We start from the raw sequence: 13,510 nt of genomic DNA, 5'->3' as shown, positions 1-13,510 counted from the left end.
GGCTCAAGCTTCGGCGAGATCGCCGACAGGGAGGCGCGTCGTGTTCGCCCCTGACGACATTCGGGCGCTCGCCACCAAGGCAGAGGCCGGCTACTGGGGCCCGTTGGCCCGTGCCGTGACGATCGTGGAGAACAGCCCACCCTGGGACGTCACCGTCCCGACGACCGGGTCTCGCGCCCACATCGTCGGCGTCACCGGTCCGCCCGGTGCCGGGAAGAGCACCCTGACGGGACGACTCATCGAGTCGTGCGTGGATGCCGGCCAGCGCGTCGCGGTGGTGGCGATCGACCCCTCGAGCCCGCTCACCGGTGGGGCGGTGCTGGGGGACAGGTTGCGGATGGAGACCCACCTCGACGGCAGGCCCGGCGTGTTCGTCCGCAGCCTCGCGAGCCGGGGGTCCCACGGCGCCGTCGCCGGTGCGACTCGCAACATCGCGCGCCTCCTCGAGCTGTCAGGGCTGTTCGACGTGATCCTGATCGAGACGGTCGGCGCCGGCCAGACCGAGATCGCCATCGTGGAGGTCGCCGACACCGTGGTGCTGGTGACCGTGCCCGGGCTCGGCGACGCGGTCCAGACGATCAAGGCGGGACTCATGGAGGTCGCCGACATGTTCGTGGTCAACATGGCGGACCGGCCGGGCGCGTCCGAGACCGCCCGCCACCTGCGCCTGGCCGCCGGCAAGGTGAGCAACGTCCTGCAGACCACGGCGACCGAGGGCATCGGCATCGATGCGCTGCGCCAAGCGCTCGACGCGCGATGGACCCACCTCGGGGACGGTGACGCGCTCGACGAGCTCCGTCTCCAGAAGTGGGGGTCGGATGCGGCACTGATCGCCGAGGCATGGGTGGCAGCGACCGCCAAGGAACGCCCACACGACACCACCGAGACCATGAAGCAGGCCGTCGACGGCATTCTCAGAGAGGCATCACGACGATGGAACGCATGACCAGCACGTCCGTCGACCACGAGGCGGAGGACGCCAAGGTCGCCGCCTGGCGGAGCGGACCGCTCGCCTCCGACTACGAACGGGTCCCGCCGCGGCGCAAGGAGTACGTCACTCTCTCCGGTGCGCCGATCAACGACATCTACACCGCGGCCGACCTGAAGGACTTCGACGCCGGTCGTGACCTCGGGCTCCCGGGCGAGTACCCGTACACGCGAGGTGTCCACGCGAGCATGTACCGCGGTCGCCCGTGGACCATTCGGCAGGTGGCCGGCTTCGGACAGGCCGAGGACACCAACAACCGGTACAAGTACCTGCTGAAGACCGGCCAGACGGGACTCTCGACCGACTTCGACCTGCCGACCCTCCTGGGATACGACTCCGACCACGAGGTCTACCGTCGCGAGGTCGGCAAGATCGGCGTGGCCATCGACACCGTGGTCGACATGCACGCGCTGTTCGACGGCATCCCGCTGGACCGGATCTCGACCTCGATGACCATCAACCCGTCGGCGGCGATCCTGCTCGCGATGTACCGGGTCGTGGGTGACGAACGCGGGTTCTCCGGTGACGTGCTGACGGGGACCACGCAGAACGACATCCTCAAGGAGTACACCGCGCAGAACGAGTTCATCTTCCCGCCGCTGCCGGCGGTCGAGCTCGTCGTCGACACCATGGAGTACGGCGCCGACGTCATGCCGCGCTTCAACCCTCTCAACGCGTGCGGGTACCACATCCGTGAGGCGGGTGCCACGGCGGTGGAGGAGGTCGGCCTCACCATCAGCGCTGCGCTCTGCTATCTCGAGCACGCCGTCGCCCGTGGCATCGACCCCGACCGACTCGCCCCACGCGTCTCCTTCTTCTGGGACGTGCACAACAACTTCTTCGAGGAGGCGGCCAAGCTCCGCGCGGCGCGCCGTCTCTGGGCGCGGCTCATGCGCGAGCGGCTGGGGTGCAAGAACCCGAAGTCATGGCTGATGCGGGCTCACTGCCAGACCGCCGGAGTGTCGCTCACGGCCCAGCAGCCCTACAACAACGTCGCACGCACCGCCATGCAGGCGTTGGCTGCCGTGCTGGGCGGGACCCAGTCACTGCACACCAACTCCCTCGACGAGGCCCTGTCGATCCCCTCCGAGAGCGCGATCAAGATCGCCGTGAGGACCCAGCAGATCATCCTCGAGGAGACCGGCGCCGCCGACGTCGTCGACCCGCTCGGTGGCTCCTACTACGTCGAGTCGCTGACGACCCAGATCGAGGAGGACGCGATGTCGCTGATCGAACGCATCGACGCGATGGGCGGGATGATCGAGGCGGTCGAGTCCGGCTACGCCGGCCAGCTGATCGCAGATTCCGCGTGGGAGCAACAGGTCAAGCTCGAGAGCAAGGACGCGATCGTCGTCGGTGTCAACGACTTCGTCGACGACAGGGAGACGCAGGAGATCGAGATCGATCGGCCCGTTCCCGGGGTGATGGAACGACAGATGGAGCGTCTGGCGGAGGTCAAGCGATCACGCGAGCAGCGCCGGGTCTCGCGTGCCCTGCGGGCCATCGAGACGGCCGCCCCGAACCTCCACCACAACCTCATGCCGCTCATCGAGGACGCCGTCCGGGCCCGTGCGTCGGTCGGTGAGATCTCCGACGTCCTCCGTGGCGTCTGGGGCCAGCACCAGCCCTCCACCGTGTTCTAGAACCGTCCCGTCGGAAGAGAGAGATCCGTCATGAGCAACTCGTCAGCGAAGACATCCGCCCCCTTGAAGGTCGTGGTGGCGAAGCCCGGCCTCGACGGTCACGACCGCGGCGCCAAGGTGGTCGCGCGTGCCCTCCGCGACTCGGGGATGGAGGTCGTCTACACCGGCATCTACCAGACACCCCAGTCGATCCTGCGTGCAGTCGTGCAGGAGGATGCCGACGTCCTGGGCCTGTCGAGCCTGTCCGGCGCCCACCTCGAGTACGCCAAGGAGCTCGGCGAGCTCCTGCGCGAGCACGACCGAGCCGACGTGCTCTTCGTGGCCGGTGGAACGATCCCGCCCGAGGACGCCGAGGCACTCAAGACCTTCGGCGTGCACGAGGTCTTCGGTCCGGGGACCCCGACGGCCGTCCTGGTCGACTACATCTCGACCCACGCGCGGAACGTCGCCACAGCCTGAGCGGCGACGAGGCACAGCAGCGACCGGGCCACCGGTCGTCCTGCGTGTGCGACGTCGCGAGACCCATCGACGCCCCGTCCCTGACGACTGCCCCGAGGTACTGCTGCCATGTCCCACGACCACCGTGAGTCACCCACCGTCGCCGCACAGGCACCGATGGGGACGAGTGTGACTGCGCCCGAGCGTCTCCCCCGCCGAGGACCGGAGGGACGAGGACAGATGCCGCATACCGACACCGTGATCGCCCACCTCGGGGCCGTGGCCAGGGCGCATCCGGGTGATCCGGCGCTGATCGCCGATGGCGAGGTGTGGTCCTACTCCGAGCTGTGGGCACGGAGCGAGGCGATCGCTCGGGGCCTGCTCGGGCGGGGCCTGCAGGCCGGTCAGCGGGTGGGCATCCTCGGGCCGAACGCGCCCGCCTACGTCGCGACTTACCTCGGCATCATGCGTGCCGGCTGTGTCGCGGTGCCGCTCAACATGATGCTGGACGTGGTGTCCATCCGGGCCCAGCTCGCCATGGTGAAGGCACGGGCGCTCTTCGTCGGGAGGCTGCCGGACGGGATGCGGGAAGGTCTCGAGGACGCCTGCCCCCTGCTGGAGATGGCGGACCCTCCCAGCGGTCCGGGAGGGCCCCGCCTGCCGAGCATCGCGCCCGAGGCCTCCTGCAAGATCATGCTCACCAGTGGCTCGACGGGCCGACCGAAGGGGGTCGAGCACACGCACGGCACGATCTCCCACGCGGCATTCCAGTTGGCCTCCGCGTTCCCCTTCGACCGGTCGGACCGGGGCGTCGTCTTCCTTCCGCTGTACACATGCATCCCGGAGCAGGTGCTCCCGACCCTGGTCACCGGCGGATCGTTGGAGATCCTGCCGGGCTTCGACCCCGATCGCGTGGCAGACGCGTGCACCAGGGCCACGACCTTCGACGCGATCCCGACGGTGCTGAACCGTCTCCTCGAGCGCGCGCCGCTCCACAAGCTCGCGCGACTTCGCTGGATCCTCTTCGCGTCGGAGCCGATGCCGGTGCACCTCCTGCAGGCCTGGTGGGCGGCGCTCCCAGGGGTGGAGACCCACCAGTTCTACGGGATGACCGAGCTGCTGAACCTCACCGCGGCCTCACACGCGATGCTGCGCGCCGAGCCAGGGACGGTCGGCCGCGCGTTCCCCACCACGCGTCTGTCACTGGAGCCCGTGGAGGACTACACGGACGGCAGCGGTCACATCCTCGGCGCGAGTCCGAGTCGGATGGTGGGCTACATGGGCGACCCGGCGGTCACTGCGGGCGCGGTGACACCGGACGGGTCCATGCGGACCGGCGACATCGGCAGGATCGACGACCGCGGCCTGCTCTTCCTGACCGGTCGGCTCAAGGACATCATCATCTCGGGAGGGATCAACATCGCCCCGGCCGAGATCGAGGCCGTGGCGTTCCGACACCGCGGCGTGCAGGAGGCGGTCGTGATCGGCGTCCGGAGCGAGCGGTGGGGAGAGACTCCCGTCGTCGTCGCTGTCCCCAGGGCGGGGACGGACCTGACGTCCAAGGAGCTGCTGCGGCACTGCCGGGACGGGTTGGTGAGCTTCAAGCGGCCGTCGGCGGCCGCGGTGGTGGCGTCCCTGCCGACGACCGGTATCGGCAAGGTCGACCGCGCCGCGGTGAAGCGGCAGGTCGAGTCCGGCGAGATCCAGCTCGCGGTCAGCTGATCTGCCGGCCCAGCGTCGGCGGACGGTCGGGAGATCGACCCCGCCGGTGCTGCACACCACACGACCCTTCGACCGTCACACAGCCGAAGTCCACTGACAGGAGGACCCCATGTCGACGACGCGGTTCTGGCGAGCTGCCGACCAGCACCTGGTGCGATACGGCGCCAGGTTCACGCCCCGGATCATCGAGCGGGCGGCGGGGTCCTACGTGTACGACGACACCGGTGCGCCGATCCTCGACTTCACCTCGGGGCAGATGAGCGCCATCCTCGGTCACTCGCACCCAGAGGTCGTCGCGGCCGCGGCTGCGTCGATGTCGTCGCTGGACCATCTCTACAGCGGGATGCTCAGTTACCCGGTCGTCGACCTGGCCACGGAGCTGGCCGGCACCCTGCCCGCACCCCTGGAGAAGATGCTGCTGCTCAGCACCGGCGCGGAGTCCAACGAAGCGGCGCTGAAGATGGCCAAGCTCTACACCGGCAGGTACGAGATCGTCTCCTTCGACCGCTCATGGCACGGGATGACCACGGGCGCCGCATCCGCCACGTTCTCCGCGGGTCGCCGCGGCTACGGTCCACCGGTTCCCGGCAACCTCACGCTGCCGACCCCCAACGCGTATCGCTCGCCGTTCCGCCACGCTGACGGCTCCCACGACTGGGAGACGGAGCTCCGGTACGGGTTCGACCTCGTCGACCAGCAGTCCGCCGGAAGTCTGGCGGCGTGCTTGGTCGAGCCGATCCTCTCGTCCGGCGGCATCATCGAGACGCCGCCGGGCTACCTGGTGCGTCTCAAGCAGATGTGCGCCGAGCGGGGGATGCTGCTCATCCTCGACGAGGCACAGACCGGGCTCGGTCGGACCGGGCTCATGTACGCGTTCGAGCGAGCGGGTGTGGTCCCCGACCTGCTGACGCTGTCGAAGACGCTGGGGGGTGGTCTGCCGGTGGCCGCCGTCCTCACCAGCCCGGAGATCGAGCAGGTCTGCCACGACCGCGGCTTCCTGTTCTTCACGACGCACGTCTCGGACCCGTTGGCCGCCTCGGTCGCGCTCACGGTCCTTCGTGTCATCCAGCGCGACGGCCTCGCCCGCCGGGCCGAGGTCCTCGGAGGCCAGCTCGCCGCCCGGCTGACGGAGCTCCACGACACCTTCGAGGTGGTCGGGGACGTGCGCGGCGCGGGGCTGCTCCGCGGCCTCGAGCTGGTCGCGGACAAGGCGACGAAGGCACCGGCCGACAACCTCGGCAAGGCGGTGACGACGGCGTGCCTCGAGCGTGGTCTCCACATGAACATCGTCCAGCTTCCCGGCATGGGCGGCGTCCTGCGGATCGCACCGCCCCTGACGATCAGCGAGGACGAGCTGCACGCCGGCCTCGACATCCTGGGCGCAGCGCTACGAGACGTGACCGCGCCGACGGGCTGACCGTCACCGGTCCTCTGCGAGGGGCGCGAGGGCCCCGCGTGATCAGGCGACAACCACCAGAATCTAGGAGGGCGACATGCCCCACCAACAGGCCGATACCGCGGTCGTGGACCTGCACAACGACCTCATCCTCCTGGTCGACCACTTCGACCGTCGAGGCCGCCCGGACTACTTCGCGGAGTTCTGGCTCCCCGAGCTGCGAGCGGGCGGCGTCACCGTCCAGGTCCTGCCGATCTGCATCGAGGACCAGTTCCAGTCAGAAGGCGCGCTCCGCCGGACGCTGCTGCTGGTCGAGCGGATCCACACGCTGGCGGAGCGACACCCGGACGTGGTCGTCTGCCTCTCCGGTGCGGAGGTCGAGGCGGCGACCGCCAGCGGCAGGATCGCGCTCGTCATCGCGCTCGAAGGGGCCCACGGCCTCGGTCAGGACCCGGAGCTGATCCGCACCATGCATCGTGCGGGCGTCCGCGTGGCCTCGCTCGCGCACCTGGGACGGACGCACCTGGCCGACGGGAGCGGACTCGACGACACGGCGCGCGGCGGCCTGACGCCGCAGGGCTTCGAGGTCCTCGACGAGATGGAGAGGCTGGGCATGGTGTTCGACATCAGCCACCTCGGGGTCGCCGGCACCGACGACGTCCTCGCTCGAGCCCGACGGCCGCTCCTCGCGACCCACTCCGCATGCCGTGCCGTGACGGACATCCACCGCAACCTCACCGACGAGCAACTCAAGGGCGTGGCCGGGCTGGGCGGGGTGATCGGCGTCGCTGCCGCGATCCCGCCGTTCATCGATCCGGCCAAGCCGACTCCCGCGCGCGTCGTCGACCACATCGAGCACATCGCAGCGGTCACCTCGATCGACGCGGTGGGCCTCGGGCCGGACTTCGTCGACGACTACTACAAGGAGGTCCACGGCGGGGTCTTCGTCCCCGGGCTGGGGGACAGCTGGGACAGCGAGATCAGCCGCCCGTCGGACCTGCCGAAGCTGACCGAGGAGATGGTCCGTCGCGGCTTCAGCGACACCGACATCGCGAAGGTGCTCGGTGGCAACGCGCTCCGGGTGCTCGCCGACGTGATGGGCGTCGAGCGGCCCGCGCGCCCGTGATGCTGTTCACCACACCGCCGGCTGTAATGTCCTAGCAACGTATGTCACAACTGCCTGAGCTCGAGGAGACCCAGTGGAACCCCTGATCGACGGAGCGGCCCCCGGAGCGGAGACCCCGCTGGACGACTGGGACGCTCGGACCGACTCCTGGCGCGCGCAGTCCCTCCGCGCGGACCATGCCCAGATCGCCCCGCGCCGGGACGAGTTCACCACGCTGTCCGGTCTTCCGGTCAAGGACGTCTACACGCCGGCCGACCTCGCGGACGTGAGCGCTCACGACGACATCGGGCTCCCGGGGGAGTACCCGTTCACCCGGGGCCCACGGTCCAGCATGTATCGCGGTCGGCCCTGGACGATCCGCCAGGTGGCGGGCTTCGGGCAGGCCGAGGACACCAACAACCGCTACAAGTACCTCCTCGAGGCCGGGCAGACGGGTCTGTCGACGGACTTCGACCTGCCGACGCTGCTCGGCTACGACTCCGACCACCCGACGTTCCGCCATGAGGTCGGCAAGATCGGCGTCGCCGTCGACACCGTCGTCGACATGCACGCGCTCTTCGACGAGATCCCCCTCGACCAGATCTCGACCTCGCTCACCATCAATCCGTCCGCGGCCATCGTGATCGCGATGTACCGGGTGGTGGCCGAGGAGCGGGGGATAGCGGGCACCCTCCTGACCGGGACGGCGCAGAACGACATCCTCAAGGAGTACACCGCGCAGAACGAGTTCATCTTCCCGCCCCTCCCCGCGGTGGAGCTCGTCGTCGACACGATGGAGTACGCCGCCGACACCATGCCGCGGTTCAACCCGGTCAACGTGTGCGGCTACCACTACCGTGACGCCGGATCGACCGCCGTCGAGGAGGTCGGACTGACCCTCAGTGCGGCTCTGACCTACCTGGAGCACGCGGCGGCCCGCGGCATCGACGTCGACCGGCTGGCGCCGCGCGTGTCGTTCTTCTGGAACATCAACAACGACTTCCTCGAGGAGATCGCCAAGCTGCGGGCGGCCCGGCGACTGTGGGCGCGCATCACCCGCGAGCGGCTCGGCTGCACCAACCCCAAGTCGTGGCTGATGCGTGCGCACTGTCAGACCTCCGGCGTCTCGCTGACCGCCCAGCAGCCCTACAACAACGTCGCCCGGACGGCCCTGCAGGCCATGGCCGCGGTGCTGGGCGGCACACAGTCGCTCCACACCAACTCCCTCGACGAGGCCCTGTCGATCCCGTCGGAGAGCGCGATCAAGATCGCCGTGCGCACCCAGCAGATCATCCTGCACGAGTCCGGCGTGGCGAACGTCGTCGATCCACTCGGCGGCTCCTACTACGTCGAGTCGCTGACGACGCGGATCGAGGAGGAGGCCGCTGCGCTCATCGAGCGCATCGACGGGATGGGCGGGTCCATCGCCGCCACGGAGTCCGGCTACGTCAGCCAGCTCATCGCCGACTCGGCCTGGGAGCAACAGGTCAAGCTCGAGAGCGGCGAGTCGGTCGTGGTCGGCGTCAACGACTTCGTCGACGAGGACGAGACGCAGGTGATCGAGATCGACCGCCCGATCCCAGGCGTGATGGAGCGTCAGATGGCGCGTCTGGCCGAGGTGAAGCGCTCGCGTGACCAGCGCCGCTGCTCCGCCGCCCTGCGGGCGATCGAGTCGGCGGCTCCGGACCTCCACACGAACCTGATGCCGTTGATCGAGGAGGCGGTCCGGGCCCGCGCGAGTGTGCAGGAGATCTCCGACGTGCTGCGTGGCGTCTGGGGCCAGCACCCGCCGTCGACGGTGTTCTGAGCCATGCGCGATCCGTCCGACGCCCAGCCGGGAGGCCCTTCGTGACCAGGTTCCGCGAGATCCACCCGGGGATCGGCGAGTACGCACCCGGTCCGCTGAACGCGATCACGGACGTGGCCGGGGTCAGGGTCGGGCACACGACGATCATCGAGGGGGACGGGCAGCTGGTCCCCGGCGAGGGCCCGGTCCGCACCGGCGTCACCGTCGTGCACCCCCGAGCCGGACACGTGCGCGACTCCCCGTGCTGTGCGGGGACGTACACGCTCAACGGCAACGGCGAGATGACCGGCCTGGAGTGGATCCGGGAGAGCGGGCTGCTCACCACGCCCATCGGGCTCACCAACACGCACAGCGTCGGGGTGGTGCGCGACGCGATCGCCGCCCATGACAGCCGCACGTCGTCGGCCGGGGCCTACTGGTCGATGCCGGTGGTCGGCGAGACCTACGACGGCATCCTGAACGACATCCACGGCCAGCACGTCACCACCGACCACGTGAAGGCGGCTCTGGACTCCGCCAGCGGGGGACCGGTGGTCGAGGGGAGCGTCGGCGGCGGCACGGGCATGAACTGCCACGGGTTCAAGGCCGGCATCGGCACGTCCTCGCGGAGGCTGTCGGTCGAGACGGGCGGGTGGACCGTGGGTGTGCTCGTGCAGGCCAACCACGGAGCGCGCAAGGCACTGCGCGTCGACGGCGTGCCGGTGGGGAGGTTGATCCCCGAGAGCGAGGTGCCCGTGGCGACACTCGATGTCGGGGAGCAGTCGTTGCCCCCGGGCGCGGGCTCGATCGTCGTCGTGGTGGCGACGGACGCGCCCCTGTTGCCCGACCAGTGCCGCCGGCTGGCCACGGGCGCCGCGGTGGGCCTCTCCCGGTCCGGGGGCGGCGGATCCGACCCCAGCGGGGACATCATGATCGCCTTCTCGACCGGCAACGCCGACATCCCGGGGGAGTACTACCGGCCCGCCGTGCCACTGACCCACACCGCGACCGCGGTCCCGCATCAGCGGCTGTCACCGCTGCTCGAGGCGGCGGCAGACGCGACGGAGGAAGCCATCCTCAACTCACTGCTGGCCGCCGAGGACATGGTGGGTCGTGACGGCGTGACGTCCTACGCCATCGACCCGGCGCGACTGGCCGGCATCCTGCGGGAACATGTGAGCTGGCCGTCCGCTCGCTAGCGCGGCTGAGCCGGCTGCCCACGCCGGGTACCGGAACCGCGGCAGGACCATCGGGCGTCACGCGGCCTTGGCCCGCTGGAGCTCCTGCACCACGTCGGCCACCATCCTGAGCGACGCCACATCGAGGACGTTGCCGTAGTCGATGACGCGCACCTTGCCCTCAAGCTCCTTCTTGAGCTGGGGCAGCTCGCTCGGGATCACGACGAGGTCGACACCGTCCAGGTCGTCGTCCGTCGCGCCGTGCAGGACCCGGACGTTGGTGATGCCCGACTGGGTGAGCGAGTCCCGGATGCTGACGGCCTGGTCCTCGGAGGAGTACCAGATGCCGACCGTGCGGTTCTTCGGGACCTGCGCGATCTGCACCAGCGTCTGCACGTGTGGCGCCACCACGATGGCGACCACCTCCGTCTTGGGGCGTCGCATGAGCGCGCGGACCTCCGCGAGGTGGTAGAAGGTCGTCAGCACCAGGTCGGGACGCTCCGACTCCGGGTCGAACTCGCCCAGGACGAGCGGCCTGACGCTCATGCCCAGGTGCCCCTCGAGCTCCTGGGCGAAGTACGTCGACCGGTCCGCGTTGCACTCGACGAACGACACCTTCAGCAGATCGCCCTCCGCGCGCACGGCGAAATTCATGACGAGTGACTGGATCTCGGCCGGTTCGAGTCCCAGGGCCACGCACTCGCGGGCCGCCGCCTCGAGGACGTCGCGGGCCCGGTCGCGGGCCTCGGACGACGAACGGGCCTGCTCGCTGCCGACGACCACCATCCCGCTGCGGCGGCGGGACTCGACGAGGCCCCGGTCCCGCAGCTCCGCGTAGGCGTGCGCCACCGTGTTGCGGTTGATGTGGAGGTTGTCGGCGAGCAGTCGTGTGCTCGGCAGACGATCACCGTCGCTGAGCGCGCCGGTCTCGATCATGAAGGTCAGCTGGGCCACGATCTGCCGGTAGATCGGCATGTCGGAGTAGTGGCTCAGGTGGATGTTGTTGGTGACCATGGCAGACCGTCCTGTCGTTGTGCCCTAGCGACCAACCTACGCCACTACGACAGAAACCCTGCATCGAACCGCGAACTGGGCGCGGCGACGATTCGTGAACTATTGACATAGGTCACTATGTCATGGTTGGGTCGAAGGCCAGCCGGCGGTGGCGGACTCGCTGCCCCGCTCCTGCGTGAGCCGGGCGCGGGGGCGCCGCTCCCGCGCCGTCGCGCGCACATCCCTTCGATGCTTCGGGAGAGGCCACCATGCCGACACGCGAGCTGACGCCAGAGGACCTCGTGACGCTTCGCGGTGTGAGCGATCCCGAGGTCTCCGACGACGGAAGGCTGTCGGCCGGCGTCGTGCACGACCCGCCGCCACCCCGTGGTGAGCCCGCTCGGGCCGACATCTGGCTAGCCGTCGACGGGGCGGCAGCGCGTCCGCTGACCTCGGGTCCCGGGGTCGACACCCGTCCGCGGATCTCGCCGTCCGGTCGCCGCGTCGCCTTCATCTCCGACCGGATCACCACCGGGATGCCCAAGCTCTACGTCCTCGACCTCGACGAGAGCGGCGCTGCCGCCGGAGAGCCGCGCCTGCTCGAGAGCGTGGCCGGGATCGTCGAGGACCTGATCTGGTCGGAGGACGAACAGCGCCTGCTGCTCCGCACGGCCGACGAGGGGTCGGACACCGGCAACATCGGCGGCGCCCTGCGCTTCGCCGTCGAAGGGGGAGAGGACACCGACATCGTGGTCCGCCGCCCGGCGACCTTCTGGCGACGCATCGCCGTCGTCGACGTCGAGCGCGACGAGAGCGTGCAGGTCACTCCGGACGGGGAGACCGTGTGGGAGATCGGCTGGGCCGGTCGCGGCCCGGTCGCGGCCGTCATGTCGGCGGACCCGACCGAGAGCGGCTGGTACGACGCCCACCTCGCGCTGGTGGACCTCGAGTCGGGCAAGACCGAGACGGTGTACACCCCGGAGTTCCAGCTCCAGTCGCCGGCGCTCTCCGCCGACGGACGTCTGCTCGCGGTCATCGAGGGGCCGCAGAGCGACCGGGCCCTGCTGTCCGGGGAGGTCAGCATCATCAACCTGCCCAGCGGCCGGGTCGATCGGCTCCCACTCGACGTCGACGTGTCGAAGGTACGCTGGACGTCCGAGGGACGGCTGTTCTGGAACGGCCGGTCGTCGCTCGAGGCGGTCTGCGGATTCTTCTCGAGCGTCGGGTCGGCCTGGCGCGCTGAGGAGATCTGGCGCGGGATGGTGACCCTGGGGTCGCCGTACCTCCCGATGGTGGCGTGCAGCGCGGACGGGCGGCGGCTCGTCGCCCCCCGGCACGCCCACGGCGAGCCGGTCGAGCTGGCGGTGTGCGAGCGGAGTGACGCGGTGTGGACCTGGCGGCCGCTGACCAGCGTCAACGCGCACGCCGCGAGCTGGCCCGTCCCCGAGCAGCGCACCCACAGTTGGGTGTCCACCGACGGCACGGAGATCCATGGACTGCTCCTCCTGCCGACGTCCAGGTCCGACGGTGCGCCGCTGCCCCTCGTGGTCGTGCCGCACGGCGGTCCGACAAACGCCTCGTCGTCGGTGTTCGCGTCCGGCGCCCACGGTGGCGACGCGCTGCTGCTCGCCCAGGCCGGCTGCGCCGTGCTGGTGCCCAACGTCCGCGGCTCGGTCGGCCGCGGCCGGGACTTCATGGCCGCCAACATCGGCGACATGGGTGGCGGTGATCTCGCAGACCTGGAGGCCGGCGTGAGGTCGCTCGTGGACTCGGGCCTGGTCGACCCCGAGCGCGTGGGCATCGTGGGCATCTCGTTCGGTGGCTTCATGGCGGCCTGGGCCGCGGTGCGCAGCACGATGTTCGCCGCGTCCATCCCGATCGCCGGCATCTCGGACTGGCTGAGCTTCCACCACACGTCGAACCAGGGACGGATGGACGAGATCTTCCTCGCCGGCTCCCCGTACGACGTGAACGGCCGGCACTTCGAGCGGTCACCCGTGATGTACGTCGAGGGCTGCACGACCGCGACCCTGATCCTGCACGGGGACGCCGACCTCGCGTGCCCCATCGGCCAGGCCCAGGAGCTCTACCAGGGCCTCGCCGACGCCGGCGCCACCACCGAGTTCGTGACCTACCGGGGCGCAGGCCACGGCATGAGCGAGCGACAGCACCGGATCGACGTCCAGGAACGAATCCTGGAGTGGTTCACGACACACCTCGCGATCGAGGCCCCGGCTGGACGCCGAGTCTCGTGAGGGGCC

10 protein-coding genes are annotated in these 13,510 nt (G+C 69.8%); 9 read left to right on the top strand and 1 reads right to left on the bottom strand.

All coding sequences use genetic code 11. The features are described 5' to 3' along the window. Nucleotides 1–40: 40 nt before the first annotated feature. From meaB to ACZ43H_RS09675, 8 genes are all read left to right on the top strand, one after another. A complete protein-coding gene (gene meaB / locus ACZ43H_RS09710) occupies nucleotides 41–946 on the top strand; it encodes a methylmalonyl Co-A mutase-associated GTPase MeaB (RefSeq protein ID WP_464589755.1) in 906 nt (301 codons plus the stop codon). Next, on the top strand, nucleotides 943–2,631 hold the full coding sequence (locus tag ACZ43H_RS09705; RefSeq protein WP_464589753.1) for an acyl-CoA mutase large subunit family protein: 1,689 nt from the start codon (nucleotides 943–945) through the stop codon (nucleotides 2,629–2,631). The genes meaB and ACZ43H_RS09705 overlap by 4 nt, the downstream gene beginning before the upstream one ends. Nucleotides 2,632–2,661: 30 nt before the next feature. Further along, entirely contained in the window at nucleotides 2,662–3,090 is a 429-nt protein-coding gene (locus ACZ43H_RS09700; RefSeq protein ID WP_464589751.1) for a cobalamin B12-binding domain-containing protein, read from the top strand. Nucleotides 3,091–3,309: 219 nt separating this feature from the next. Further along, nucleotides 3,310–4,791 carry a class I adenylate-forming enzyme family protein gene (locus ACZ43H_RS09695; protein ID WP_464589749.1) on the top strand — a complete coding sequence of 494 codons (1,482 nt, stop codon included), beginning with the start codon at nucleotides 3,310–3,312 and terminating at the stop codon, nucleotides 4,789–4,791. 109 nt (nucleotides 4,792–4,900) lie between these two features. After that, nucleotides 4,901–6,208 (top strand): aspartate aminotransferase family protein, encoded by a 1,308-nt coding sequence (locus ACZ43H_RS09690; protein ID WP_464589747.1) that lies wholly within the window; start codon nucleotides 4,901–4,903, stop codon nucleotides 6,206–6,208. Nucleotides 6,209–6,284: 76 nt separating this feature from the next. Then, nucleotides 6,285–7,313: a dipeptidase gene (locus ACZ43H_RS09685; RefSeq protein ID WP_464589745.1), complete on the top strand. Its 1,029-nt coding sequence runs from the start codon at nucleotides 6,285–6,287 to the stop codon at nucleotides 7,311–7,313. Between the two features lie 73 nt (nucleotides 7,314–7,386). After that, nucleotides 7,387–9,099 (top strand): acyl-CoA mutase large subunit family protein, encoded by a 1,713-nt coding sequence (locus ACZ43H_RS09680; RefSeq protein WP_464589743.1) that lies wholly within the window; start codon nucleotides 7,387–7,389, stop codon nucleotides 9,097–9,099. 41 nt (nucleotides 9,100–9,140) lie between these two features. After that, a complete protein-coding gene (locus tag ACZ43H_RS09675; protein WP_464589741.1) occupies nucleotides 9,141–10,277 on the top strand; it encodes a DmpA family aminopeptidase in 1,137 nt (378 codons plus the stop codon). Nucleotides 10,278–10,334: 57 nt separating this feature from the next. Here ACZ43H_RS09675 and ACZ43H_RS09670 read toward each other — a convergent pair whose 3' ends face one another. Further along, entirely contained in the window at nucleotides 10,335–11,270 is a 936-nt protein-coding gene (locus tag ACZ43H_RS09670) for a GntR family transcriptional regulator (RefSeq protein ID WP_464589739.1), read from the bottom strand. 296 nt (nucleotides 11,271–11,566) lie between these two features. On the opposite strand from ACZ43H_RS09670, the gene ACZ43H_RS09665 reads away from it, so the two are divergent. Continuing rightward, a complete protein-coding gene (locus ACZ43H_RS09665) occupies nucleotides 11,567–13,504 on the top strand; it encodes a S9 family peptidase (protein ID WP_464589737.1) in 1,938 nt (645 codons plus the stop codon). The last annotated feature ends 6 nt before the right edge of the window (nucleotides 13,505–13,510 follow it).

The organism is Nocardioides sp. DN36 (assembly GCF_055380375.1).
Note: the sequence above shows the minus strand (reverse complement) of the source record. Positions and strands in the feature narration are given on the sequence as shown.